This window comes from Bartonella sp. EBT8, assembly GCF_055796165.1.
Genome location: NZ_JBTTDJ010000003.1, coordinates 190,888 through 217,747 on the forward strand (window position 1 = coordinate 190,888; position 26,860 = coordinate 217,747).

Here is a 26,860-nt window from a genome sequence, read left to right on the forward strand (position 1 = left end):
AATCATCATTTCTATTCGACATATAGTTTAATGCGGTATCTAGCTGTCTTTTTTCATATTGACTTAAAGAAGATTTTAATAAAATCTCACCATATCATTTAATGCAAGAGAAACTTGTTCAATATCCATAATTTTATTTAACAATGGATCAGCTTCAATATTAGCGACATAAGCCGTAGCCAGCTTATCAGGGTCTTGTGAAAATCTGTTTAACCTTTCAGCTAATTCAAGCGCAAAACTGTTTGGAGAAAGTTTAGCAAAAAGTGTAAATCATATAAATCACGCCCATTTGCACGAGTATTTTTGCCATTAAAAGCCGCATTGAATTTATTGTCAATAATACGCTCAACAGAGGAATAACAAATACCATCTTTTATGGTAATTTGCTCATCAAACGCACAAGTGCGGTACAAAATTTCTAATTTCAATTTATCTTTATGCCTCATATCTTTTACGGATTTATACAAGGATTAGCTGCTCTGTACTCGGGTGGGGATAACTGTGATAGCTATCCATTTTATGATGCATTTTATAAAATAAGCAAAGCTGTTTCTACACGTCCATTTGAATACCATAGCATTTATGGTGCGTATGAAATTGAGCATAAGCAGACAGCTGCAGCTATCATTGAGGTGCAATTTGGTGGAAATTTCATCGCAAATATGAGTTTTTCCGAAGATGGCCTACACTTAACTTATCCCTCAAAAATACAAAGACGTCTCACTCAACAAGACTATATCACCGTAGCAGAACAAACTTACCCAAAAATTATAGAAGATCGAATGTTTGAGAAAATGAAAGCGTGGAAAAATCGGAAAAAACTGTTCCACTTACTAAGGAAGAATTAGAATTCTTAAAATAGGATTTGATATACAATTAAAGTAAAATGCCTTTACCTATAAATTTTTAATGCAGTTTAGATTGAATTTTTGGACTTTGTGCAACTTCTCCATAATACCGGAATTTTCCCCAATTCCCCCTTCTGAAGACAGAACAAATCTTCCATCTGTTTGTCGACAGATACGCTAGCACTGCTACTTTCATTCCCTCTTAACTGTTTTTCCTTGTTTGGTGGTTCTCGTGTAAATTTTGTAATGTCACCGTTTTGACTGATCATAACGATAGATCAGCGTAACGGCTTTCTATAAATAATTGAGTTTTCAAAAAAAGAGTAGAATACAAGAGATTAATAATCGTAATTTCCACTCCCTCCTCCATCATCAAAGAATCTACTTTCAAGGACATAAAAGACTTGCGTTAACCCGATCTAGTCCCTCATCACCACCTCTTCCATGCAATAGAGCTAAGTAAAAATAACGTATGAGATCAGAAAATTGCTCTGAGGTTCAGCGTATCCCTCTTCCACTTTGGCGCAACTAAAAGAAAAGACTTCATCTGTACTCCATTGCATTTATAGCGCGAATGTAAATTCACAGTAAAACTGATGGTCTGTATAAACATAGTTACGAATAAAGGTTTATATCTTGAAATAAACTCCGTGCGGTTCTTCTCATTCATAAAATACAGTGTATAAAATACACCTCGTTATAACAATGAATAAGAGGAAGATTTATCTCTATTTTTATCTCCAGAGCCCTGTAAATTTTTCAAACATGTTTTTTCAATTATTCGCTTGAAAAACAAACGATATCTGAACCAAAAGGTAGAAAAGGATAAGCAGCAGCGATAAGAACTAATATTAATATTGTATAAGTTTGTCTTACAGTATTATTATTGTAATATAAGCTCATCACTAAAATACACAAAAAAATTAAAACTTATAGAAATATAAATTTCTTCACAAAATATATATTTATGAAGTTCAAAAGACTTTCCACTGACAAGTGAGATCCTATATGATAATAAAACAGCTGTGGAGATATTTTTATGCTAAATGGACAAATGACTTCAATGATGCTTCCTTACCCTATGTTTAAAATGTTAAGATACTTTTCAATCATTATTTTCTTAGCACTTTTACCATTTTTAAGTGGCTGCGGATTTAATACGATACCAACAAATGAAGAAAAAGCACATGCGGCATGGAGCGAAGTGCTGAATCAATACCAGCGTCGTGCAGATCTCATTCCAAATCTCGTGGAGACTGTCAAAGCTTATGCAGCGCATGAACAAGCTGTTTTTACAAATGTTATTGAAGCACGTGCCAAAGCAACGCAAGTAAACATTAATGCAGATATGTTGAACAACCCAGAAATAATGAAGCAATATCTCAACAATCAAGCCAATTTATCAAGCGCACTTTCACGGCTTATGGCTGTTGTTGAAAACTATCCTGATCTTAAAGCAAATCAGAACTTTCTTGCTCTACAATCACAATTAGAAGGAACTGAAAATCGGATTTCTGTTGCACGCCGTGATTATATCGAAACTGTACGTGTCTACAACACTGCTCTCAAAACAATGCCAACGATGATTTGGGCAAAACTATGGTTTCGTGATGCTAAACCTATGCCAACTTTTACGATTGACACCAATAGCCAACAAGTACCAAAGGTCAATTTTAATTAATGAAATCGTTTCGATATTCTCTGCAACGCAGTATTCTTCCATATCTATGGGCTTTTTTGAGCGCTCTATGGTTGGTCGTTGCATTGAGCAATATCACTTACGCGCAAACCAAATTTCCTCCCTTAACGGGCTATGTTAACGATGTCGCTCATTTGCTTGATAAGACAACTGAGCAAAATTTAACAGAAAAGCTCACGAAGCTCGAAGAGAAGACTGGAGACCAAATTGTTATTGTCACTCTCCCTACCCTTTCAGGAAACGATATAGAAACATATAGCAATGCTCTTTTTCGCACATGGAGATTAGGGCAAAAACAGCTCAATAACGGTGTATTGTTTGTCATTGCACCGAATGAGCGCGAAGCACGTATTGAAGTGGGATATGGTTTAGAAGGCGTGCTAACAGACGCTCTTTCTTCAGTGATCATTAATAGCTTTGTTCTTCCCAATTTTCGTGAAGGAAATTATCAAAAAGGTGTTATTGAAGCAGTTCATGCAATAATCAACGTTCTTACAGAAAGTGATTCTGAATTTTCTTTTAGAATGAGAGAAAAGGCTAAAATTGTTGAAGCGCAACGTAAACAAGCTGAAAAAGAACAAATGATAGCAAATACAATTATGCTTTTCATTCTTTTTATCGTATTTGGTTTGCCTATTCTTGCCATGGTTTTTGGGAAAAAAGTAGGCCCACAAAAATATCTCTGGATGGGTATCATCTTCACACCTTGGTTTCTTAACTTAAGATCCGGCGGTAGATATCCTCCTGGAGGATTTGGTGGTCCACCAGGAGGAGGAGGCTTCAGCGGTGGTGGTGGATCCTCTGGTGGTGGCGGTGCTACAGGAAGATGGTAGAGCGCGTGTAGATTTTTCAATGAAGTGAATTTTCTCATAAATAAAATTTATGACTGTATTATCTTCATTTTAATAAAAAAATCTATATTTTACTCTGTAATTCTTTTACTGATTACACGACGAACTTGGACACCAATGTAAATATTGCTCATGTATGAATTCAAACAGATTGATCGTAACCACTTACCGCATCACTTCAAAGCACTTCCTGGAAATCCACCAGTTGAATGGAAAATAAGTCATAACTTGGTCGAATATCCTGAAGCCCTATGTTACATGCAAGAGCGTGTAGAAAACATTTTTACAAAAAATGCGCGTGAGCAAGTTTGGCTTCTTGAACATCCTTCCCTTTATACAGCTGGGACCAGTGCCAATAAAAAGGATCTTTTAACACCTAATTTATTTCCTGTTTATGAAGCTGGACGAGGTGGTGAATTTACTTATCATGGTCCAGGACAACGTATTGCTTATATTATGCTTGATCTTAAACGTAGAAAACAAGACATCCGCGCCTTTATTAGTGCCTTAGAAGAATGGATTATACAAGTCCTTGCGAAATTTAATATAAGAGGTGAACGTCGTGAAGATCGCGTTGGGGTCTGGATTAAAAGGTCGAGTTCCTCGTCAAATGTCTCTTCGGAAGATAAAATCGCTGCTATTGGCATTCGAGTGCGAAAATGGGTAAGCTTTCATGGCGTTTCTATCAATGTTAATCCTAATTTAGCGCATTATTCAGGAATTGTTCCCTGTGGGATCACAAACCATGGTGTAACCAGCTTTCTTGATCTAGGTTTCCCTATAACAATGCGTGATATTGATATTGCCCTAAAACAAGTTTTTGAAGAAATTTTTGGTCCAACAATTGATGTTTCCTAACTGCATTGATTTTTAAATAAAAAACAGGCATAAAATTTATTCTAGTGAGATTTTTATTTATGAGGTGGATAATCAAACGCCATGAGCGATAATAGCAAGGATCTTTTCAGTATTTTAAACAATGTTCAGTCTCGGGTAAATATAAAAGAAAAAAAACTGCAATCTCCAATCAACTCAGAAGCGATAACTTCGAAAAAAAGTACGAAAGATAAGCAAGAAGGTAATTATGATGCCTCTTCTATTCGCGTTCTTGAAGGCTTGGAACCTGTACGTTTACGCCCTGGAATGTATATTGGTGGAACAGATAGCAAAGCCTTGCATCATTTGTTTGCTGAAATTATTGATAATGCCATGGATGAGGCCGTTGCCGGTTATGCAGACTTAATTGATGTCCTCTTAGACAAAAACGGTTATTTAACAGTTACAGATAATGGACGCGGTATTCCTGTCGAAAATCATCCTCAAATGCCGAATAAGTCTACTCTTGAAGTCATTATGACGCAACTTCATTCCGGTGGGAAATTTGATGGAAAAGCTTATCAAACCGCAGGTGGCCTCCATGGAGTAGGAATTTCTGTCGTTAATGCTCTTTCTGATGATATGGAAGTTGAAGTAGCACGAGAACGAAAACTTTATCGACAACGCTTCTCACGTGGTATTCCACAATCTGAATTGGAAGATTTGGGTGATGTTTATAATCGTCGTGGTACGCGCGTTCGCTTTCATCCTGATAGTAAAATTTTTGGTGAAAAAGCAGCTTTTGATCCAGAAAAAATTTATAAGATGACACGCTCTAAAGCCTATCTTTTTGGTGGCGTAAAAATTCGCTGGAATTGCGATCCCGCCCTCCTTGAGGGGACAAAAAATATTCCTGAAAAAGCTGTTTTTCACTTCCCCGACGGACTTAAAGACTATTTAGTCTCATCATTAAAAGATGAATATCGCGTAACATCAGAAATTTTTTCTGGAAGAACAAAACACTGTAATGATCATGGCTCCGTTGAATGGGCCATCGCTTGGCATGGTGGTGATGCCAGTGTACAGTCTTACTGTAATACCATTCCTACCGCAGAAGGAGGAACACACGAAACAGGACTAAGGATGGCTCTTTTACGCGGATTGAAATCCTATGCTGAGTTGATAGGAAATAAACGCGCTTCTATCATTACATCTGATGATATCATGATTTCAACAGCAGCAATACTTTCAATCTTCATCAGAAATCCTGAATTTGTTGGACAAACCAAAGACCGCTTAGCGACAATTGAAGCCCAGCGTATCGTTGAAAATGCAATACGCGATCCTTTTGATCATTGGCTGACTAATTCTCCTCAAGAATCAACAAAACTTCTTGATTGGGTTATTGAACGTGCTGAAGAACGCGTTAAACGACGCCAAGACAGAGAAATAACTCGAAAAACTGCTGTCCGTAAATTACGTCTGCCGGGCAAACTCGCAGATTGCAGCCAAAACTGTGCTGCTGGTGCCGAATTATTCATTGTTGAAGGAGATTCCGCTGGTGGTTCTGCTAAACAAGCGCGCAACAGAGCAAACCAAGCAATTTTACCTCTTCGTGGCAAAATCTTAAATGTAGCCAGTGCTGCACATGAGAAAATGAACTCAAGCCAAACAATTAGTGATCTTATCCTAGCTCTTGGATGCGGAACACGCTCTAAATACCGCGAAAAAGATCTCAGATATGAACGTATCATCATTATGACCGATGCAGATGTTGATGGTGCTCACATTGCCTCACTGCTCATTACCTTCTTCTTTCAAGAGATGCCCGATCTTATTCGTCAAGGACATTTATACCTTGCTGTACCTCCCCTGTACCGAATATCACAAGGGGGGAAAGTTGCCTATGCCCGTGATGATACCCATAAAGATGAATTGCTCAAGACGCAATTTACTGGAAAAGCTAAAATCGAAATTGGCCGTTTTAAAGGTCTTGGCGAGATGCGCGCTGAACAACTGAAAGAAACCACTATGCATCCTCAAAAGCGTACATTGCTCCGCGTTTCTATTGATGCAATGGAAATGCAAGAAACTAAAGATACAGTAGAAAGTCTCATGGGGACAAAACCGGAAGCACGGTTTCGTTTCATACAAGAAAATTCTACTTTTGCTTCCAATCTAGACATTTAATTAAAAAGACCCTTTTAAACCACCGCGGCGGCATCAATCACGCGCATTTGTGGATTAATCATTCCATTCCAATAATTCAAACTGAGATTACCAGCCAAATGGATCATTTCACCAATATTTTCAGCAAGAAAATGACCAAGTGGTGTTCCTACAGCACGAAAAGCAATTCCTTGTAGTTTCTTTCCCTCAACATTAGAAACAACGAGGCGAAGATGCCCCTTCCCCACCTCACTCAAATTGATTAACCTGTGAGAGGGCAGAACGAAAACAGGTGTCGTATTCCCTGAACCAAATGGCCCGGCTTTTTCGATCATCTCAAAAAGCTCTTTATTGACACCAGAAGCAGAAAGGCAACCATCTACCTTAAGAGACTTTTTAGCACGCAACTGTGATACCATTAAAGAAACTTTCTCTTCCAGCCATTTTCGAAAAGTTTCAATTTTTGTTGCTTGAATTGTAATCCCTGCCGCCATACTATGCCCCCCACCCTTTTCTAATAAATTCAAGGTAACGGCTTCACGGACAAGTGCTCCTAAATCAATACCACTTATTGAGCGTCCTGATCCCACGCCACTTCCATCTTCTTTCAAAGCAATTGCAAAAACAGGACAAAAAAAACGCTCTTTTAAGCGGGATGCAAGAATACCAATAATTCCTGGGTGCCATTCTTGATGGGCAATCACAAGTGACAGAGGAGTATCCTGATTTTGATAAAGAGCATCGATATAAGATTCTGCTTGTGCCAATTGAAGACTTTCCATTTCTTGGCGTTCTTGATTAAGCTGATCCAATTGTTCTGCTATTCTCTCAGCTTCACCTTTATCCTCACAGCTGAGCAAACGTGCTCCCAAAGCTTGATCACCGATACGCCCTCCCGCATTAATTCTAGGACCTAACAAAAACCCCAAATGAAAACTATTAAGCGGCTCCCCTATCCGTGCAACCTTTGTTAAAGCCACTATGCCGCAATTATACATAGCACGTGCAACTTGGAGCCCTTTAACCACAAAAGCACGATTAACCCCCTGTAAAGGCACAACATCACAAACGGTTGCCAATGCAACAAGATCAAGCATACTGAGAAGATCAGGAAGATCTTCTTTCAACTTCTTTTTTTTCAACAAATGATTAACCCATGCTAACGTGACAAAGACCACGCCAGCAGCACATAAATGCCCTTGTCCAGAAAAATCATCAGGTCGATTAGGATTAACAAGGGCAACAGCTTCTTGATGAACCTCAGACATTTGATGATGATCTAAAACCACGACATCGGCACCAGCAAGCCTTGCTGCTTTCACCGCTTCTGGACTGTTTGCACCACAATCAACTGTAATAATTAAACGGGCACCTTCTTGCGCGAGCATCCTCATCGCTTGTTCATTAGGGCCATATCCTTCCACAATACGATCAGGAATATAAATTGTTACTTCTACACCAAAATAACGCAGAAACCGTGCTACAAGTGCTGATGAACAAGCACCATCAACATCATAATCGCCAAAAACCGCAACCTTTTCTTTTTTCACAATAGCGTTAACGATGCGCTCTGCCGCACATTGCATATCTGCAAAACTTTCTGGATCAGGCATGAGCGTGCGCAATGTTGGATTGATAAAAGCAACGGCTTCAAATTCGTCCACATCTCGTGCCGAAAGAACACGCGCTAACGCATCTGGAAAACCAAATTTTTGAGAAATAGCACGAGCATTATTGATCCCGTGGATATCAAGAGCATCTAACCATGCTTGACCACAAGAAGAAGATTCAACATTGAGAAAATAACGAGACTGCTGCATCACTCTTTATTCTTACAATGAAAACCAATGAAAGACAATTAGGGTTTTAGAGACAAAATACTCTTTCGCAGCATCAATTTTAGCATAAAAGATACATAAGCACCTCATAGAGAGTGGTATTATAATACCTCAATTATAAGATACTGTTTTACAAGTTTTTATTTTATCTTGACGTAATTCAAAAGACGTTATATCAGAGCAGATAATATGCGTTAAATATCTCGCTATGATAACAATTTTCAACGCACAACAACAAAGCAAAGCAACAAAAATGCCCTCATAAAGGGTCTCAACAAAGGATACTTCTATGGCAACTTTTTCACAAAAGCCAACTGAAGTGGTGAAAAAATGGGTTATTATTGATGCCGAGAACCTTGTTTTAGGTCGTCTTGCCACATTCGTTGCTAACCGTTTACGGGGCAAACATAAAGCCACATTTACGCCACATATCGATGATGGTGACAATGTTATTGTGATCAATGCAAACAAAATATCTCTCACCGGCAAGAAATATACAGACAAAAAATATTATTGGCATACCGGTTATATTGGTGGAATCAAGGAGCGTACAGCGCGTCAGATTCTTGAAGGCCGTTTTCCTGAGCGCGTTGTTGAAAAAGCTGTAGAGCGTATGATTCCTCGTGGACCACTTGGTCGTCGTCAATTGAAGAATCTACGTGTTTATGCTGGAAGCCAACACCCGCATGCAGCACAACAGCCCGAATCTCTTGACGTTGGTGCTTTAAACCGCAAAAACAAAAGGATTGCTTGATTATGGCTGAAATTAATTCTCTTTCTGAGCTTAGCGTTGTAACAAATATTGCGCAAGCACCTGAAAATGCTGCTCCTGTTCATGTGCAGAAGCTCGATTCACAAGGCCGTGCCTATGCGACAGGAAAACGTAAAGATGCCGTTGCTCGTGTATGGATCAAACCAGGCTCTGGAAAAATTACCATTAACAATAAAGAATTCGATAAATATTTTGCCCGTCCTGTTTTAAGAATGATTCTTTGTCAACCAATCGTTGCGACAAACAGAGATACGCAATTTGATATTGTTGCAACTGTTGCAGGTGGTGGTCTTTCTGGACAAGCTGGTGCTGTGCGCCATGGTATTTCCAAAGCACTAACCTATTACGAACCAGAACTTCGCACAATCTTGAAAAAGGGCGGATTTCTCACCCGTGATAGCCGTGTCGTTGAGCGTAAAAAATATGGTAAAGCGAAAGCACGTCGTTCTTTCCAATTCTCAAAACGCTAATTTCAATTTTTATGCATTCTTTAGAGCCCCGTCAAAACGGGGCTTTTTGCGTTTACTAAAGCAGGTTTTTAAGAGAACAGAACGATCAATCTCTATCTATCAGGAGAAAATACAAATATAAAACAACAATTTTTTAGCGAAGAACTAAGAAGAAATTGTTCTAAAAAGCATCGTATTTTTCATTTCAATTTTTAGAAGCTATACTTTGTTCATTCAGCTATATCCGTACAATTGTTCAAAAAGACCTTTGCAATATAACTTTAGTTATATCAAGAGCTTTTCAGTTCCTTTTTTTCATCATCATTTACAAAGTTTCAATCTAAGAAGTGCTTTACCATTGAGATAAAATGAGGAACAGAAATAGGCTTTGACATATATTCTTCACAACCACTTGCACGAATTCGTTCTTCATCCCCTTTCATAGCAAAAGCGGTTACAGCAATAACAGGAATAGATCTCAGTTCCTCATCTGCTTTTAATTGTTTAATAACATCAATCCCTGATACCTCCGGTAATTGGATATCCACAAGAATAAGGGAAGGCCTTGATGAACGAGCCAAATCTAATGCCATAAGACCATTGCGCGTTTCAACTGTTTCATAGCCACTCGCCTCTACAAGATCACGGAATAACTTCATATTCAGTTCATTATCTTCCACGATCATAACTTTTTTTGACATTCGTATAATTCCACCCTTTAAGCTAAAAAATAAGACACTTTACCTTTTCACTAAGATAAAATGATAAAAAAAATTGTAAACCAGAAAGAAACGCAACAACTCATGCTAAAAGCATTTTTTCGCAAATATTTGTAATTCTAAGCATGACACTTTTCCAGTTCATAGAGGAAATCTAGAATAATCCTAAGATTGTGGTAGCTTGTGATACCGCATATTTTTTAATGGGCTTTATTTTTCAGTCTGATAAGGTCTATAGATATTGCAACCAACACGTAAGTTTTTTAGCTTAAAAAAAATATAAAACATTGCAAATCAATTCACATAACAGCTTTTGAAGAGAAAATTTAAGTAACGTTGCTATATGTAGATCATTTGATCTGTAAGCAATCAATGCTTTCTCTATTAAACGAGAACATTGTTATAATATTTTGTTATTTCAGACGCTTTTATTATCCATCAATACAGCTATTCAATAACAACTTAAAATAAAGGCGATCTCTGAATTTTTCAATGAAACCCTAGAATGTTCCCCATGCAAAGAATGCATTGTAAAATATAAAAGCGGTAGCAATAATGGCAAGTAAAAAATTTTTATTATAAATTCTTACTCTTTTCTCACCATTTCTGATCTCTTTGTTATTTTTTTTTAACTATTGGTCAGAAGATACGAATTACAGACAAAAATTCTTGCAGTCTTTTATCACCACTATCCTATCAATTATGTTTGTTTTATCACCGATAAGCAACAATATTTACATGGCTATCGATTTATTTCTCATATCAAATGAAAGGATCATATCTGTTGATTGAAAGAGAGGCTGTCAACTTTACTCTTTACATCTTCAACAAAAACTATAAGCGCACTCTATAAATTTATTATATAATAAGATATACAAATAAAAATTGCGATAAAACTTCTTATATCAATTAAATTTATATATATAATATATTTTAACATTTTAAATTTATTCAGAATTAAATAATTTAGCGCAATTTAAAAACGTTAAAAATATAAGATACTATAAAAAATAATGTGAAAAAAATTACAAGAACTAAAATCGCTATCATTCGTAGCTTTTTTTTACTATAACCTTTATACCTCAAGTAAAAATATAAATAAAATAAAATCGTAGTTACGCTTAGTATCGAAAAAAGCATATTTACAATAAAGCTGCTAAAATCACCCCACATAAACAATATCCATCACAATAACAATTTAAAAAATTTACAAATAATATTATTACTTTAATTAAGTTATAATATTAGTTTAAATTTTAGATAATATAAAATTAAAAATAAGTTTATTAATAAATAATTATACTATTTTATTATATAATAAAGTCCAAAATATATCAAAAAATATACAATAGTTATATTAATTCCTAATTTTATAGCCTGCCGCCAAGTAGGAAATTTTACTTTATAAAAGAATATGCTTAAAACAATAAAAATATTTGTCGCAAGCAACGCATTTGTAATATTAAACATAATATCAATCATAATAAATTACATTAAAAATATAGCTATTAAACTTAAAAATACTAAGTTATATAAAAATTAACTAAAGAAAATAAGAAAAAGAACAATATAAAAAATGAACTTGTCATTATAAAGGATCTTTTTTTAATTTCTAGAAACGACCTTTTTTTAATACCTCTTTTTACAGAATCTCTAGATTCGTAATAAAACTCAAATAAAGACATAAATATAATTAAACAAACACTTGTATAAATTAAATCAGAAGAAGTATTAAAAATATACATAAAATATAAAATTCCTAATTAAAATAGAACATTAATCAATATATTACTAAAATACATTTTATCAATACTTGTAGACATATTTATTAATATGTCTACAAAATTACCACAGTTTTAGATGCGGATAAATATTTTATAAATTAATAATAGCATGCATTAAACCGAGAACCAAATCCCACAACGGACCCTGCCCCATAGCCAATGCCGCTACCGATTACAGCCCCACCTGCAGCCCCAGGCAGGATCCCTGCTCCACCTGATGAAAGCCCTCCACCTATACCTCCAATAAATACTCCGGCACTGTGTCCTATATCATTCCCTACTACTCTCGATGAATTTTCTGATGACAAATAATCTTCAACAGTATACCCAGCCTTTAAACCATCTCTTGGAAAATTTATCGATGAAATATTAGAGAAAGTAGAAAATATTTACTTTATAAAATTTAATATAGCATTAAATAAATTAAATAAAATATAACAACAAATGTTATTACAACAGACGTTATGGAAAAAACTATAAGAAATAATTTTATTATTGATGCTAATATTTTCTTAGCTTCTTTTTTACTATAACCTTTAGATTCATAAGAAAAAATAATGAAAAACATAACAGTAATTACAAAAAGGATCGAACGCAATATTTCTACAATAAAATCAACAAAATCCATCCACATCAATAACATCCACCATAACAATAAAAAACTAAAATATACAGATATTAAACAACATCAATCGATAGCATACACTTACCTCATATGAGGATTTTTTTGTAGAAATGAAAAATAAATATTATTTTAGCAAGTAATAGAGTCCAAAATACATTGTAAAATAAATAATAATAATCATTAATCCTAATCTGATAGACTGAAATAACGTCGGAAAAGTTAATCTATAGAAATATATACTTAAAACTACAAAAATATTTGTCGCAAACAATGCATTTTTAATAGTAAAAATAATATCAATCATAATATATCCTATTTAAAAATGATAAATATTTATTACAAAATTATCATACTTTTATAAAAAACGTTATTTAAAAACATCATCAATTACATAAAATTTAACATAGTAAAATAATATAAAGAATAATATAAAAAATGAAATTATTATTATTAATGATTTTTGTATAATAAAATTGCTACGACAATCTCTATGTCCATAATATACTTTAAATAAATATATAAATACAAATAAGCTACAAAAATATAACAACAAATCAGTAATAATATTTAATTTATCCATAACGCATAAAATTTCCAAATTTAAATCTATTAAATTATTATAAATTTTATTTTATCAATATTTGTAGACATATTAATAAATAAGTCTACAAAATTATCATAAATCTAAAGATATACCGATAAATAGTTCGTAAATTACCTTGTTACACAAAGATAACTATGATGTGCAAGTCCTACACCTGCCCCTATTAATCCACCTTCAACATTCCCAGCTTTTTCACCTACGTAGCCACCAGCTGCACCAGCCCCTAAGATAGCGGGCAAAGCAGCACCACCTGTTTCAACTGTCGCGGCTGTTGCTCCGACTACCCCAACCACTGCTCCTGCTTTTGACCCAATGTTTCCTCCTATATCTGCCCCTGATTGTGCTGTTGATTTCACCTCATTCCAAAAGCCTGAAGGACTACATGAAAGGTGTGAATCACTCGAGGAACTTGAACTACCCATTATTATTCTCCATTATTTCTATTACAAATGTTTCTATTACAAAACGTATCATTATAATACAGAGAATTTGCTATCATGCATACCAGATTAATGTAAAAATATATTTTCTAAATTAGAAATAAAAATTGTTCACAATGAACAAATACATTATGTATAATATAGTTATACGTAATGTATACTTCAATTAAATAATAATATTATTTATAATACTGTTAAAATATGAGACGTGAAGCACTGTTTCTTCTTAACAAAAGCATAAAACAAACGAATTATCCCCGCGAAAATTCGGGGCATCTCTTAGTTAGTAAAAGTCATGAAGAAAGAGCTTTACACTGTCATCAAACTCAGTCTTACTGCTATTGTCCTGCGTTTTCCTTGATTAAACAATCCTTGTATTTTTCAGGTAATAGAGACCGTATCCACTCCATAAAATTATTGATTGCAAATGTAATTTATAGTTTTAAATATTGAATGAAAGCCCTAAGTATCGTGGGATTCTTTTATTTCATTACCTCCCATAATGAATTAAAAAACTCTTCACTTGCCTATCATAGGCAGGAGCAGTGTATGGGTAAAAAACTGTTTAAGACAGAAGCAAAACACCTCTAATAAATTGTTTCAACACAAGAACTATCGCAACATTTCAGCGAGTAAAAAGCCTTTATGTTACGCTTGATCCTGATTTGCTAGCTGTGGTGCCTAGCACAATCCTTTTAGCATTCTATCAGGCATTTTAGAGCTTTATTGAGCCAATCCGCTTACACTAGAATTTGAGCGTTGCATTTACTGTCATGTTTTCACGAACAACATTGCTTAAATTAATTTAAAGAATACAAAAAAAACTAAAGACAAAACAAAAACATTATAGAAAACATTACCAAATTTCTAATGGACTCAATACATCTTATATTTTCTATTTATAGTGTCCATTTTTGTCTTAAAATCACAAAGATACCAGAGCGCTCATTGTCATTGATAGTTTTCCACAAAATTGACTAAAAAAGATAACGCAATCTACCAGAAAGACGAATGCCAGTAAAACCAGCCTTAGTAAGCTTATGCTGGTAGATTAAATCACTGTGAAGTATAATCTTTGAAGACAGTTTTGAATGAATACCAAATCCAGCTTCTAAAGAAGAGCCAAAAGAACCCAACGAAAATGCATCTTTAAAATGCACAAATTGTTTTCTTCCAAAACCATGTGTAAAATGAAGTTTTCCATAGAAAGAAAGAAGGCGATCCTCTTTAGAGGCTGCGAGGGTTTTGGTTAAACGTCCACCAAGACGCATCACCCATTGATGAAATTTTCCCATCTCAATATCAAAGTTGTCAATATCACGAGCATTATCAAATTGAAGATGCTGATAAATAAGCTGAATCTGCGGATCAAAAGTGAGATCTTTATTTCCTGCCATAAATGCTTTCCCAGCGGATAAAGAAACATTCACTGGAGTTCCTTTTAATGTTGCCGTCTTTCCCCTTGCAACAGTCAACACATCACCTTTAAACAAACCATAGGATAAAAGTCCATTCACATAAAAACCAGTATCATGTTCGATATTCCCATATGCTGTCATTGACCATTTATGAAATGTACTTTTTTGACTGTGTTCAACATCAAGAGGGAGCAAAGAAATCTTCCCATAAGTCGCCATGATCCCTAAAGACGTTGTGCTATATGCACTTTCAACCGTCTTCAATGAAAGACCTGCCTCTATGGCACTATAATCAAGATGACCTCTGTAACCATATTCAAGTGCGGAAAGATCGGAAACATAACAGTAACTTCCACCATAACCTTGAACAGATAAAGCAAAAGTCTTATTAGCCTCGAGTCCACTGGAAACAGATCGCATAATCTCTAACCACTTATTTTGGTTACTTATATCTATCAGCCCAGCATGAAACAAGGCATTCGGCAAAAGAAGATAAGTCGGTATTTGTGGAACAACCTCTCTTATTTCTGATTTAAAATGAGGAGGAATGCTAGGTGGTATGACAACAGGTCCCTCTGGAACAGGTTGGATATATTTACTTTCGAGGCGAAAATCCCAAAAATCTGCATTACCTTTAACTAATCTTTGATCAGTCCGTGCATTTCCAAGAGAGGAACTTGGACCATATGCATGGAGATAGTATTGGTAAGGCAACCCTCCCCATGTGATATAAGGACTACTCAACTGAAAAGAATCTTCTGCCGCTTTTCCAGAGACTTGAATCAGTGAAACACTGTGCGCACTTTCACTGTCTACTGCTTCCCCTTTATTTCCTAGAATAAATTGCACATGAAGCGTCGTCTGTCCAGAAACATCACCCTCAATCAAAAGCCGATCAGTCTTTTGATGATTGAGCGAACCATCACCATTGAGGTACGTATTAAGATAAAGATGCGCATCCCCCTGCGCACTATAAACTTCTTCTTCCCCATTGCCAATACGAAGCGTCTGATACTCTTGAGATGTTGGAGTTTCGAAAGTAATGAGACTATCAGCAAGTTTTAAAAACGAAATTGATGAAATTAAGCGCTCTGAATCTTGCAAATTTATTACTTTCCTCTTTGTGAGAACCCATTTTGAATGTCCTGTCAAATAAAGTTCAGCAAGGGAATCATCAGCAACACGGGTTCCCCCTACAAGTGAAGAAGAATCAGCTAAAACCGCCATAGAAGCTTTCTTTTCAGCTGTTAACAATAAATCTCCAGAGATTTTTGTCCCTCCCGAGATTCCAATATAACCACTACTTTTATGACTGTGAAGAGCCGTACCCTCTGGAACCTCAAAGGTTGTCTTTTTTAACAAAACAATTCCTTGTCCGTCATCATTCTCTCCTTTGTCCATATCGAAATGTATCCCAACCTTGTTACCCATCAGAGTAATTTTTGAATCTTCAATATTAACCCGTGAAATTAAAATATTCCCTTCCGGTCCTCTCCTTAATTGCGCATTAGCATCTAATCCGATCCACAAACCACTAACATCGGTAGCAACAACATTGGTATTCTTTAGCAAGATAGAACCATGTTGATTGACATTGAAAACAGCATGAACAATATTATCTCCTTCATTTATTTTTTTACTTTTTGAAGTAATGGTCACACCATCTAAAGCTGCTCTTCCCTTTGTTTTCACATAAAGTGCAGCTGCATTCGTCACATCGATTGAGCCACCCGTCATCTTAATATCTGCGCCAGCACCACTGAAAAGAGCTACTCCCTGACCGGTATCTTGACCTTCTACTTTAATTTTTACATCCTTTAAAACAACAGACGCCCCTTGTTTGTCTGCATAAACACCCACTTGAGTAACTTCAACTTCTCCGCGCTCCCCCTCTATCACTCCACTCTCAGCTTTGAGACCCATTGAAAATCCTTTAAAAATTGAATCTCTTAAAAGAACTTTTCCCCCTTGCGCTGCAACGACACCATAGGTACCCTCTCTATTACCAGCAGCTTCAACTTTCACACGCGTTGCTTGGATACTTGTATTTGTCTTCTGTGCTCCTATGGCAGCAGACGACAAAAAAGAATTATCATCTCCGTTCTTTGCTTCAGGAGATAGGATAAACTGGTACGTTTGATCACTAATCTTATGCTCTGCACCATCACTACATCTATAAGGGAGTTTGCCTTCATCACACGAAAGTGACACAGACGAATGAGAACGCGCCTCAACACCATTTATGTTTGAAAAAAAACAAAAAACAACGCTCATAAAAATACATGAATATAAGCGATTTTTAGATACTTTGATGATCATTTTTTTCAAACTTTCTTTTTTCTCAACAAAACAAAAAGGGAGGCTAAAAAAAGAGTATTTACAGCTTACCTGATTGCGCATATACGCTTAATACGTTTTGTATTTTATGTAAAGCTGTAATAAAAAAGTCAATATTTCCTGTTATTTTTAAAAGAGTATTATCTTAAATACTAATTAAAGAGAGTAACGAAAATTACCAAAAAATCAGTCTCAATAAGCTTATTCCGATAAAGAAAAATGCTATAAAAAGCAGCTTCTAGAAAAAATGAAATCTCCATAAAATTGAATAACATGCATCTCTACAAGAGTAAGAAAAATATAGAAAATATTTATATATCAATACAATATTCAATTTCAATATCAAGTTTAACCCCTAAATGAAACCACTCACTTAAGAGCAGACGAAAGTGCTTTTATTTTGCTCATTATCTCATTATGATTTTGCTTCATCAAATTACTTCTGAATGAAATAAGAGACCTTAATAAAACAGTTACGAGAGTTTTTTCGTTTGCTAATTTTTCTATTATTCTCAATATTTTTCATCAGCTTACAGTCATTTTTACTTAAATTTATTACACAAAATGTATTATATTTTCATAAACCGCTGATATTCCGCTATCATCAGATCCTCTAAGAGTTCTTCATTCCTTAGAAATGATGAACAAGAGAGCCTCTTTAAGTCTTGCAACTTGTATTGGAGTCCTGCGTTATTTATGCACTCAAAGCCGAAACAAATTCATACACACATTTGTCTCTTCAAAAAAAAGATCTATGATGATATCCAATCACATTGTGAAAGTGCTTTTAATTGTAAACCCATCAAAATTTAAGCCTTCTCCATAGAGCTACCCCCATAGAGAAAGCCGGCTAGAAATCCCACTACGATAACGCTATCCCACTCAATAGTTTCAAGATTTTCTTTCTCTCTTGTAATGCGCTTATTTACTGAGAAGGTTCTTAAACTTGTTGATATTTTATCTTGAAAAGAGTTCATTAAGAAAGCAACCCACCCCATGCACATCAAAGCAAGAACAAGGGGAACTTATCATTACCAACAGCAAAACTTAAGGCTGGCATTCCGGTTGATCTTTATTCTCTTGACAATAAGGACTATTCAAACGTTTTGTGACACTACGCTGAGGAATAACAGCACCAGGTTGACAAATGGGAAGATTATCAGCTTTATACTTCTCACACCAATTCACCACCCCAAATTTATCACGAAAACCTTCTCGTATCAGGCATGCATCCACTGATGCATCTCTATTGATTTTTTCACGAAAGTCCTCCTTTTCTGTAGGAAAACTAGAAAGGGACTCCAGCCCACATTCTAACACCGCTTTTTTTACCTCCAGCTTATCCGCACCAGACTTTTCCCATGCATCAAAAGCAGTTAAAGGAGGCTCTTCTGTTAAACATCCAGATATAGTGAACAAAGCCATCCCGCTCAATAATATTAATATTTTCTTCATTTTATTCTCTATAAATAAACTCTCATCTTACAAGACAATCCCTCTATGTTTCATATTATAGTTTCTTACTTGAAAAAAATTATAGCTGTTGTTAACGTCCATTCTGTATTATATCGATTATCTTTTTCACTGGTTCATTAAAAACGAATTCTACTAGAGAAAAATTGCTGTTAACCGACTCTTTAAACAACATCTCATTTATGGCTTTTTTATGTTTTCTGAACTGATCTGTATTGGGATGTCTCGCTGTTTCCCTAAAGTATTCACCATAAGTTAAGAACTAAAAACTAACAAAAAAATTACTATCTGTTTTTCTTTCTATACTCTATACACACCAAACTGTACATTCTTCTAACTCTGTTCTTTGGAATGAAGATCTTAAGGTTTATTTTTAGACCGATATGAAAATATCAACGCAATTTTAAAGAACACCCGCTTTACAATAGCACCCTTAGCCGTTCGTGCAGAACCAGTAATGGGCGATCCGCCTATTAAGCCAAATGGAAAGGCATGAACACCATAGCAAGCGGCAAGTCGTACTTTCAAAAACTTACTGGAAAAATATTCTTCACACACACTGCTTCAATTATTGAAAATAACAATAGATCAACTTCTCTTGCCCTATCTTCCAAAGGGAAAAACAGATATTATCAATGAATTTAGTAAGGATTATAGTGTGCTTGTTACATTCATGGTCTTAAGCTTACCGATAGTTCGCTACAAACGAAATATTCCTATGGCATAAGGGGGTTGCGTCTTTTGTTACCAGCCTACATTAATCAAAAGAAGAAAAAAATTTTGTTTATGGTACAGTAAAGAGATATTTTCTGATCTCCCACCCCCTTATAGAAAAATGGGACCAAAACGCATCAGCAGATTTAATCTCTATCTTATGTTAGAAAACAAATGATGACAACAGCATAACAACTTCTAAAAGAGTTGCGCTCGTCCTTAACGTACTATTGACTGCCATAGAGCCTGCCGTAAAATTAACTTATCTTTTTTACCATTGACTCACAAATCCGAAAGAATGAGAAAAGATCCAAAAAGAGTGGATGCTTCTTGGCGAAGCAATCGCAGAAACATTGCACCTGACTTCTCCGGTTCAGCTTATACCGCGCCAGACCAATCAAGCAATGGAATTCGCAGGGATTTCGTTGCCGGCTAATTCACTGGTTTTTTGCATGATTCAAGCAGCTAACCGTGATCCTGATGTTTTTATGAACCCCAACAATTTTATACCAGAGCGCAAACGGATTTATAAAACTGGGCCGAAGATTACAAGGATCAGCGAACCATTTAGCTTTTCGAGCAGGCATACACCTCCCATGTAGGTTCTGCTTTTGCTCTCATGCAGGGTAAATTGACAGCGAATAGACTCCTTGATAGGTTAACTAAGATCAACTTAACCGATGGCTTTGTTTTGGAGGAGGAGGGGTTGTATACAAGGGGGCCATCAGCGCTATCGATCACATTCGTCCCAACATCAGAGCCGAGAGCATCATCAACACATCTTCATTCTTAAGGCCCTGTAATATATGGAGCAGGACCGATATTTTAAATAATATCTTGGAGGGAGCATAATCATGCTAAAGGGAGATTCCTACACTGAATCAGAATGGTATGTAATATATACTGTCATTATTTCCAGCATACTTCCCTTGCTGGATGGAAGTATTGTCAATGTCATCCTTCCTGACCTTGCTGATTATTTTTCAGTGGAGGAAAATAATATACAATGGGTTGTAACATCTTATTTTCTAGCCACCGTGCCAGGGCTGTTAATGGCAGCTTTTGTACAAGGAAGAATAGGTATCAAAAAAACTTGGCTCCTTGCAAATTTCATTTTTATGCTTGGCTCATTGGGGGTAGGATTAAGCTATGATTTTCCAACCATCATATCTGCCCGTATTATTCAAGGTTTTGGAACAGGTCTTTTGCTTCCCCTTAGCCAAACCATTATTGCCTTGCAATTTGGACAACAACGGGTACGTCAAGCCATGGGCACCATAGCAGTACCAACGGTTTTTGCTCCTGCCTTTGGACCGCTGGTGGGCGCCTCACTTGCTCAGTATGTGTCTTGGCGTTTGTTATTTTTTATAAATATTCCGCTCATTTTATTGGCACTCACCCTTGGAGCAAAACATTTAAAGAGCAGCGAAACAACAAAAACAAAATTTAACTTATTTGCATTTTTAGCGTTTTCCATATCTCTTATTTCGTTTTTTTACCTAACAGAAGCCAGAAATATAAATAACAACAACTCCTTATATATTATAGCACTTATAGCGGTGGCATCCCTCATATTATTCATTGTTTCTAATCAGAAAGCAAAAAACAAATTAATAGTCTTTAGCGGGTTTCAAAATGCGCGCTACACGTTACTCATGATAATGGGGCTTATCGCTTCATTTCTTTTTTATAGCTTCCTCGTTTATTTCCCAATAGCTGTTTCCATGGAAGGAAACTACGAAAATAGCCTTCTCATCATTGGCGCAGTTCTTGCTTTACAAGGGATAGGAGCATGGATTGGAAGAAAATTTATTTACCAGAAATGGAAAGAAAAATCCCCCTTTTTCATGATCGGAATTGGTTTGGTCATATCAAGCTTTGGATTATTATGCTTCGGCTATAATATAAGTATGGATGGGTTAGGATTCTTGCTAAGAGGCATAGGTCTTGGCATCACCACCATTGTGTGCCTGTCTGCCCCCATCCAATATGTCAACAGTTTATATGTCAAAGATACGGCAGTTATTACACGCATATTACAGCAAATAGGTGGAGCCTTAGGGGGAATATTCGCTGGCTTTTTGATACATTTTCTAACAGAAGAATACCTTTCCTTAAGTCAAACATATCTTATATTCTTCATATTCTCTATCTCTACATTTTTACTGTTTTGCCTAGCATTCTCCTTATCACGTAAAGAGAACAACTCCGATTTATGATATACTCTGTTGAAAGTCCTTATAACATTGACAATGGCATAAGCTTATACAGCTTCTACCATTGCGGAAGAATACTAGTACGCTAGGACTAAAATCTCACTCGTCATCATTTTTATGAAAGGTACTGAACAGACAGGTTTCCTAAATGGGGACCTCCGATAACTTGCGTAACTGGTCATTTTATGATTTCTTTATGCCTTTGAATACCTCTAAAAACCTAATGGAATATAAAATTTTCTGATAGTATCCTTGGAGGTATTCATGGGGGAAGCACACATTTTCAATGTGGGTTATATCCATTAAGCACAATAACAAAGCCCCCTATAGCCGTAGTAGAGATATGATTCCCCTAAAACTCTCAATGCTAACCATCTCTACCACGCATCGCGATATAAAAATCGCACCCTACTTTCACACCACTAGCCCAAACAAACGCCCTCTATATTCCGCCCTTTGTCTGATCATCAATATAGTAGCAACAGGTTTATTGATAAAAACAATTCATCGTTTTCCCTGTTGAACTAGCATCCCGCATATCACAAGATTCTCTCCTTTCACGCCTATTTATGTTGATCACTCAACCTCACCCGCTTACACATGACAAATAGGATCTCTATGTAGATAAAAACACTTGAAGAAAAGCAACCAAATGCTTCTCATGAACACTCTCAAATGCAAAAGCTATTACAAGATTAGGAGCTAGCAATAGTGTGATAGAGCCAACTTTCTGCTATTCACCGCATAGTGGAAAAGCTAGAGGGTGATGCAAAAAGAAACATAATCGCATTTTTACGCAGGAAACTTCCCACTATAGAACCGCCATCCTCACTTTTATACCTCTCTTTACAAAGACAGACTTTAATTGCACAAGGGATTGAAAGAGGCTTTTACAACGCTATGCAAATAAATATCAACGCGTACGTTAAAAGCAAAGAGATTTAGTAATACTTTCCAAAGATATGATTGAGACAACTTTTCATAGGGTTTTTGCCTAGTATAAAGTAAATACGCTTCATCTCAAGCAATTTTCAACATGCATGATATGCTTTTTGTTATTGGATAAAAGATATGGATATTAGAGCCAACACTATGTTCTTGAACCATTTTATAAAATAGAATGTGCGATACTTAAGAACAAAGGCTCTTATAGAACTCTCCATGAGGATAAGAGAATAAGTCTCTCACTCAAAAAGGTAATCTCATAAACTTTATAATGTCATAAAAAATATGTCATCACCCTCTCTGACAAATTTCTCTCATGAAATCACAAATTCCTCCCGCAACTATTGGACTTCTTAGCCAAATATTATCAATGCATTACACATTGAAGCTGTTGAATGATTTATTCTTTTTTACACCATCTGCTCTTAACGCAGATCCTTCTGATAGTAAAGCGACTATGATTAAAAAACGGCTCCAAGCAATCAATAAAGAATGCCCTGAACCACTTGAAGTCCTTGGTCAGCTACTCGGTGATTTTATGGATATAGAACCTGATGATCAAAAAACACTACACGCAGTGGAGAAACTAGAAGAAAATCAATGTAAAATCCTAGAAACCTTAACTAAAGATGGATTGCGGTATTTGCGTAGGGGACATATCACTAAATTAGGACTCCTCTCTACACAAGAGTTACAAGATAAGGTTGCAAAACAGCAACTCTCCGCAATAGGAATCGAAATTGAGAGAGCGTTAGAAACCGTAGAAAAAGATCCAATAAACGCAGCTCTATATGCCGCAACTGTACTGGAAGCATCCTGTAAAGCTTATCTCAATCACCATTCTATCGTCTATAAAGAAAAATCTGATACACTCTCCAATTTATGGGACAAAGTCGCTACCCACATTGGTCTCCAGCCAAAAAATTTTTCTGATGAAGATGTAAGAAAGATCGCCTCTGGACTATATGAAATTGTAAAAGGCACTATGCATTTAAGAAATAAAAAAAGTGCTGCTCATGGCAGGTCAGAAGAAGATTTTAGGAAAAACACTATTCGTCCCCGCCATGCGCGTTTAGCTATTCATGCCGCACACACCATTTCAGCCTATATTTTAGAATTCATAAAAGAAGTATAATAAAAAATTTTATTTGAGAAATCGTAAGTATTTTTTAATGATGCGATGCTTAACATAAATACACGCCTTTCTGCTCCACTTCAATATTTTTATAGTTTAGACATCAAAGATACGGCAGCTATCACAAGCAAACTGTCCCTACGATCCCATCTTTTATTTCATCAGAATATGAATCCTTTATTTTTAAACCCGTCAGTTCAGAAATGAGATTTTGTGTTATTAAGTCAGATGGATTACAACATGCAATAAGTATAGGAAATTTTATCCCAACCTCCTCTGCTCAATATTTTTAATGCCTTTTATAAAAAAGACACAAGATATAAGATTTTTCTTCCACTCAGGAAAACTGATTTTTGTAGAATTCCGCAAACTTCAAGGGAAAAGCACTATTGGAAACAGTGCACACGGAGGCCAAAAAAACTATTCTTAATCATGCAGATTTTATAACCTCATGCAGCAAGAAAAAATTCTATACTGAGATGTTGGATGTTTCTAAAAACATTGTAAAAGAAATAAAAAACAATATTCTCGCAAGAGACTGACGAGTGAAATCAAGAGGGGGGATACTTTCAATGAAATGTGCACCGCTAAAACAGCGGCTTTTGCAACTCCCTCAAGATAGACAACAAAGCGTTTTTGATCATTTAACTGCGCTTATAAGGAAATCCCATGAGCAAACATAAAATTACTTTTTTATATATGGTACCGTTTTTCTTTCTGAGTTTTCCTTTTTCTTTGTCCTCCCTCTTCTTGGAATCTCTTCTCTCATCACTGCTGAAAATGTTGCTTTTTATCTCTCTGGATCAGTAATTCTTGAAAGCATTCTCATGGTAACGACAACAAAATACCTTGAGAAATATTCTCGTAAATTATTAATGACTACCGCCTTTATTTTAAGAAGTGCAGCTTTTTTTCTTATGACTCTATCAGTCATGCCTTCTGCTTGGTTAGCCTTTTTTACTTTAACAGCTCTTTCGAAAGCGATTTCAAAGCCATTTCTAAGAGAGATTTTAACAGAACATCTCAATGGAAAAGCTCTTAAACGTGCATTAACCCTTTATTCTTTTTTTCAAAATGCTGCTGTTTTTATTGCCCCTCTTGTTGCAACGTGTGCCATAAAATACAACGAATCCGTTTTTATGATGTTTTTTTTCGTAGTCGTTGGTTTGTCTTTTTGTTTTCTCTCTATAAAAATTGTTTACAACTACCCACAGAAAAGAAGATCCCTTGAAAAAGGAAAAAAACACAAACGGCTTTTCTTTCTTTTTTAAAAAAAATAATAAGGAATCGTTCACTTCGTTATTTACTGGTCACAGCTTTACTTTGCTCGTCCATTATGGGAATCTTCCTCACAACCACGACACTTCTGAGTAAATTTGATAGCAATCTCGCTCCTTATAGTGGTCTTTTCTTTTCAACTGTCGGGATCGGTATTTGTATCTGGCAGGGGATAATTAATAAACATCTCACCCTTTCCGATAAAACAACTTTTTATCTGATATGCCTTACGGGAAGCTTAGCCTCATTCTACCTCATAGGTGGAGTCTCTACCGCCATGATTGCCTTAATTTACAGTGTCTACGAATCTGTCATTATTCCAGAAATATATTATAATGCAGGAAAGACACCAGCACTTTTATCTTCTAGTGTTATTTTTAGTTATATCCTTGTTGTTTCAAATATTGGCCAAGCTGCAGGCTCATGGATGAGTGGATGGATAATCAGCCATTTAAACAGCCATGTTTCTTTAATCTTTTTCATGATCATTATTGCCTCTACATTTGCATCCTCCATGTGCCTTATGCAAGCTAAAAAAAACGAGGATTTTCAATGTCATATATAGTTTTCACAACTGGAGGTACAACGAGAATTCCCAAAAGATTTCACCACAAGTGGCTCAATTATGAGTTTGTAACACACTCTACCGCAAAGAATCTAAAAACTGTCTTCAAGAACTGCTCTGTAAGCTCCGTTGCAAATTGCCTTACAGCTGGAGGACTATGGGATGAATTTTACTTTGCCCATGAAATTTGTCGCCTTCTCAAAGTTACCTATTATCCGTTTGCATCTATCGTTGATTATGACACTTTGAATTCAGCCATCGAAGAATTTTTCAGCGATCCTATAATATGCCTTCCAAGTTTTGCGGATAAGCTTATTACGGTCTCTCGAGAAAAAAATGACAATCTCTCAAAACCCTCTTTTATCTTGGAGAAACCTTTCAATCGCAATCTGCGTTGAAAGCAAATAATATAATTCCTAAATTGCGTATTAAGCCTCTTGCTTATACGCCTCAAGAAACTGGTCCACTAGGATTTCAGTATTTCCAAATTGATGGTGACCTCTATCATCTTTACGATCACATTCAAGTGAAATCAAATCCTGAAAATGATGAACTCATTGTATCGGTTTTTTATCCTGATGATGAGCCGTTACTCGAGCACGCTACAGGCGATATTGCTACCATTGCATGTAATCAATCATGTATTTGTGGATACCGCGGGCACACCTTACATCTTAGAGGAAGAACTCCAGCCTTTCATAATGTCATGGGTGCTTCAATTTCTATTCACGATATCATAAATGTTTTGAATCTTCACGGCTGCAATATTTCAGCGGCAGACATTCAACGCATGATAATAAATAAATTTGAACACGGTGTTGGAATTTTATTGTTCATTGATTCAAGTTATAAGATTAAAAAAAGTGTTCTTTTATCATCGCTCTCATCTTCTTACCTCATAAAAGATATCATCAATAAATCACAATTTTTTCATATTTGTTTTATAAGGAAATCGCAATTCATTCAGTCCTCAAGCTCTGCAAAAATAAAATCTTTTGTTCAAACTCCTGACTATCCTCTGATCATTGATGGGGAATTAATGAAAATTAAATAAGCTGAGGACTGAGATTATAGCTTTAGATGAATATTTTTGTCTTCTCCCTCTCTACTTTATTCTTTTTTTCTCTTTTCTGTCAGTGTAGTTTTAGTGTTTTGCTTAAGAAAA

Annotated in this window: 22 protein-coding genes; 14 read left to right on the forward strand and 8 right to left on the reverse strand. The window is 35.8% G+C overall.

The window, feature by feature from the left end; translation table 11 throughout:
* Positions 1-221: 221 nt before the first annotated feature.
* Positions 222-428, reverse strand: a complete 207-nt coding sequence (locus tag AC0QT4_RS03710; RefSeq protein ID WP_473200376.1) for a nucleotidyl transferase AbiEii/AbiGii toxin family protein — start codon at positions 426-428, stop codon at positions 222-224.
* A 9-nt stretch (positions 429-437) separates the two neighbouring features.
* Here AC0QT4_RS03710 and AC0QT4_RS03715 point away from each other — a divergent pair, with 9 nt between their 5' ends.
* The 5 genes from AC0QT4_RS03715 (at position 438) to parE (ending at position 6,404) form a co-directional block, all read left to right on the forward strand.
* Positions 438-848, forward strand: a complete 411-nt coding sequence (locus AC0QT4_RS03715; RefSeq protein WP_473200377.1) for a hypothetical protein — start codon at positions 438-440, stop codon at positions 846-848.
* A gap of 1,039 nt (positions 849-1,887) precedes the next feature.
* Positions 1,888-2,529: a LemA family protein gene (locus AC0QT4_RS03720; protein ID WP_473200378.1), complete on the forward strand. Its 642-nt coding sequence runs from the start codon at positions 1,888-1,890 to the stop codon at positions 2,527-2,529.
* Positions 2,529-3,380, forward strand: coding sequence for a TPM domain-containing protein (locus AC0QT4_RS03725; RefSeq protein ID WP_473200379.1), 852 nt, complete (start codon positions 2,529-2,531; stop codon positions 3,378-3,380). The genes AC0QT4_RS03720 and AC0QT4_RS03725 overlap by 1 nt, the downstream gene beginning before the upstream one ends.
* Before the next feature lie 150 nt (positions 3,381-3,530).
* Entirely contained in the window at positions 3,531-4,256 is a 726-nt protein-coding gene (gene lipB / locus AC0QT4_RS03730; protein ID WP_473200380.1) for a lipoyl(octanoyl) transferase LipB, read from the forward strand.
* A gap of 81 nt (positions 4,257-4,337) precedes the next feature.
* Positions 4,338-6,404: a DNA topoisomerase IV subunit B gene (parE, locus tag AC0QT4_RS03735; RefSeq protein WP_473200381.1), complete on the forward strand. Its 2,067-nt coding sequence runs from the start codon at positions 4,338-4,340 to the stop codon at positions 6,402-6,404.
* 14 nt (positions 6,405-6,418) lie between these two features.
* On the opposite strand, the gene recJ is transcribed toward parE, so the two are convergent.
* Positions 6,419-8,203 (reverse strand): single-stranded-DNA-specific exonuclease RecJ, encoded by a 1,785-nt coding sequence (gene recJ / locus AC0QT4_RS03740; protein ID WP_473200382.1) that lies wholly within the window; start codon positions 8,201-8,203, stop codon positions 6,419-6,421.
* A gap of 307 nt (positions 8,204-8,510) precedes the next feature.
* On the opposite strand from recJ, the gene rplM reads away from it, so the two are divergent.
* Entirely contained in the window at positions 8,511-8,975 is a 465-nt protein-coding gene (gene rplM, locus AC0QT4_RS03745) for a 50S ribosomal protein L13 (RefSeq protein WP_473200383.1), read from the forward strand.
* Between the two features lie 2 nt (positions 8,976-8,977).
* A complete protein-coding gene (gene rpsI, locus AC0QT4_RS03750; RefSeq protein ID WP_473200384.1) occupies positions 8,978-9,463 on the forward strand; it encodes a 30S ribosomal protein S9 in 486 nt (161 codons plus the stop codon).
* Between the two features lie 314 nt (positions 9,464-9,777).
* On the opposite strand, the gene AC0QT4_RS03755 is transcribed toward rpsI, so the two are convergent.
* The 6 genes from AC0QT4_RS03755 to AC0QT4_RS03780 form a co-directional block, all read right to left on the reverse strand.
* The gene (locus AC0QT4_RS03755) at positions 9,778-10,143 is read right to left on the reverse strand and encodes a response regulator (protein WP_473200385.1); all 366 of its coding nucleotides are present in this window, start codon (positions 10,141-10,143) and stop codon (positions 9,778-9,780) included.
* Between the two features lie 1,900 nt (positions 10,144-12,043).
* Positions 12,044-12,253: a hypothetical protein gene (locus AC0QT4_RS03760; protein ID WP_473200386.1), complete on the reverse strand. Its 210-nt coding sequence runs from the start codon at positions 12,251-12,253 to the stop codon at positions 12,044-12,046.
* A gap of 1,031 nt (positions 12,254-13,284) precedes the next feature.
* Positions 13,285-13,596, reverse strand: coding sequence for a hypothetical protein (locus AC0QT4_RS03765; RefSeq protein WP_473200387.1), 312 nt, complete (start codon positions 13,594-13,596; stop codon positions 13,285-13,287).
* 995 nt (positions 13,597-14,591) lie between these two features.
* Positions 14,592-17,351, reverse strand: a complete 2,760-nt coding sequence (locus AC0QT4_RS03770) for an autotransporter outer membrane beta-barrel domain-containing protein (protein ID WP_473200388.1) — start codon at positions 17,349-17,351, stop codon at positions 14,592-14,594.
* A gap of 1,065 nt (positions 17,352-18,416) precedes the next feature.
* The gene (locus AC0QT4_RS03775) at positions 18,417-18,824 is read right to left on the reverse strand and encodes a hypothetical protein (RefSeq protein ID WP_473200389.1); all 408 of its coding nucleotides are present in this window, start codon (positions 18,822-18,824) and stop codon (positions 18,417-18,419) included.
* Between the two features lie 378 nt (positions 18,825-19,202).
* Positions 19,203-19,400: a hypothetical protein gene (locus AC0QT4_RS03780; RefSeq protein WP_473200390.1), complete on the reverse strand. Its 198-nt coding sequence runs from the start codon at positions 19,398-19,400 to the stop codon at positions 19,203-19,205.
* Positions 19,401-19,909: 509 nt separating this feature from the next.
* Here AC0QT4_RS03780 and AC0QT4_RS03785 point away from each other — a divergent pair.
* The 7 genes from AC0QT4_RS03785 to AC0QT4_RS03815 all read left to right on the forward strand — a co-directional run bounded on the left by AC0QT4_RS03785 (position 19,910) and on the right by AC0QT4_RS03815 (position 26,749).
* Positions 19,910-20,158: a cytochrome P450 gene (locus AC0QT4_RS03785; RefSeq protein ID WP_473200391.1), complete on the forward strand. Its 249-nt coding sequence runs from the start codon at positions 19,910-19,912 to the stop codon at positions 20,156-20,158.
* A gap of 252 nt (positions 20,159-20,410) precedes the next feature.
* Positions 20,411-21,775 carry an MFS transporter gene (locus AC0QT4_RS03790; RefSeq protein ID WP_473200392.1) on the forward strand — a complete coding sequence of 455 codons (1,365 nt, stop codon included), beginning with the start codon at positions 20,411-20,413 and terminating at the stop codon, positions 21,773-21,775.
* A gap of 1,258 nt (positions 21,776-23,033) precedes the next feature.
* Entirely contained in the window at positions 23,034-23,852 is an 819-nt protein-coding gene (locus tag AC0QT4_RS03795; RefSeq protein WP_473200393.1) for an abortive infection family protein, read from the forward strand.
* Between the two features lie 695 nt (positions 23,853-24,547).
* Positions 24,548-25,123, forward strand: coding sequence for an MFS transporter (locus tag AC0QT4_RS03800; RefSeq protein ID WP_473200400.1), 576 nt, complete (start codon positions 24,548-24,550; stop codon positions 25,121-25,123).
* A gap of 65 nt (positions 25,124-25,188) precedes the next feature.
* On the forward strand, positions 25,189-25,695 hold the full coding sequence (locus AC0QT4_RS03805) for a hypothetical protein (RefSeq protein ID WP_473200394.1): 507 nt from the start codon (positions 25,189-25,191) through the stop codon (positions 25,693-25,695).
* Positions 25,683-26,093: a hypothetical protein gene (locus tag AC0QT4_RS03810; RefSeq protein ID WP_473200395.1), complete on the forward strand. Its 411-nt coding sequence runs from the start codon at positions 25,683-25,685 to the stop codon at positions 26,091-26,093. The genes AC0QT4_RS03805 and AC0QT4_RS03810 overlap by 13 nt, the downstream gene beginning before the upstream one ends.
* A complete protein-coding gene (locus AC0QT4_RS03815; protein WP_473200396.1) occupies positions 26,090-26,749 on the forward strand; it encodes a hypothetical protein in 660 nt (219 codons plus the stop codon). Before AC0QT4_RS03810 ends, AC0QT4_RS03815 begins: the two co-directional genes overlap by 4 nt.
* The last annotated feature ends 111 nt before the right edge of the window (positions 26,750-26,860 follow it).

What these genes read in the sequence shown, in the direction of transcription:
- AC0QT4_RS03715 (WP_473200377.1), top strand. Translation starts at nt 438, where the DNA reads ATGCCTCATATCTTTTACGGATTTATACAAGGATTAGCTGCTCTGTAC.
- AC0QT4_RS03720 (WP_473200378.1), top strand. Translation starts at nt 1,888, where the DNA reads ATGCTAAATGGACAAATGACTTCAATGATGCTTCCTTACCCTATGTTT.
- AC0QT4_RS03725 (WP_473200379.1), top strand. Translation starts at nt 2,529, where the DNA reads ATGAAATCGTTTCGATATTCTCTGCAACGCAGTATTCTTCCATATCTA.
- lipB (WP_473200380.1), top strand. Translation starts at nt 3,531, where the DNA reads ATGTATGAATTCAAACAGATTGATCGTAACCACTTACCGCATCACTTC.
- parE (WP_473200381.1), top strand. Translation starts at nt 4,338, where the DNA reads ATGAGCGATAATAGCAAGGATCTTTTCAGTATTTTAAACAATGTTCAG.
- recJ (WP_473200382.1), bottom strand. Translation starts at nt 8,203, where the DNA reads ATGCAGCAGTCTCGTTATTTTCTCAATGTTGAATCTTCTTCTTGTGGT.
- rplM (WP_473200383.1), top strand. Translation starts at nt 8,511, where the DNA reads ATGGCAACTTTTTCACAAAAGCCAACTGAAGTGGTGAAAAAATGGGTT.
- rpsI (WP_473200384.1), top strand. Translation starts at nt 8,978, where the DNA reads ATGGCTGAAATTAATTCTCTTTCTGAGCTTAGCGTTGTAACAAATATT.
- AC0QT4_RS03755 (WP_473200385.1), bottom strand. Translation starts at nt 10,143, where the DNA reads ATGTCAAAAAAAGTTATGATCGTGGAAGATAATGAACTGAATATGAAG.
- AC0QT4_RS03765 (WP_473200387.1), bottom strand. Translation starts at nt 13,596, where the DNA reads ATGGGTAGTTCAAGTTCCTCGAGTGATTCACACCTTTCATGTAGTCCT.
- AC0QT4_RS03770 (WP_473200388.1), bottom strand. Translation starts at nt 17,351, where the DNA reads ATGATCATCAAAGTATCTAAAAATCGCTTATATTCATGTATTTTTATG.
- AC0QT4_RS03775 (WP_473200389.1), bottom strand. Translation starts at nt 18,824, where the DNA reads ATGAAGAAAATATTAATATTATTGAGCGGGATGGCTTTGTTCACTATA.
- AC0QT4_RS03790 (WP_473200392.1), top strand. Translation starts at nt 20,411, where the DNA reads ATGCTAAAGGGAGATTCCTACACTGAATCAGAATGGTATGTAATATAT.
- AC0QT4_RS03795 (WP_473200393.1), top strand. Translation starts at nt 23,034, where the DNA reads ATGAAATCACAAATTCCTCCCGCAACTATTGGACTTCTTAGCCAAATA.
- AC0QT4_RS03805 (WP_473200394.1), top strand. Translation starts at nt 25,189, where the DNA reads ATGGGAATCTTCCTCACAACCACGACACTTCTGAGTAAATTTGATAGC.
- AC0QT4_RS03810 (WP_473200395.1), top strand. Translation starts at nt 25,683, where the DNA reads ATGTCATATATAGTTTTCACAACTGGAGGTACAACGAGAATTCCCAAA.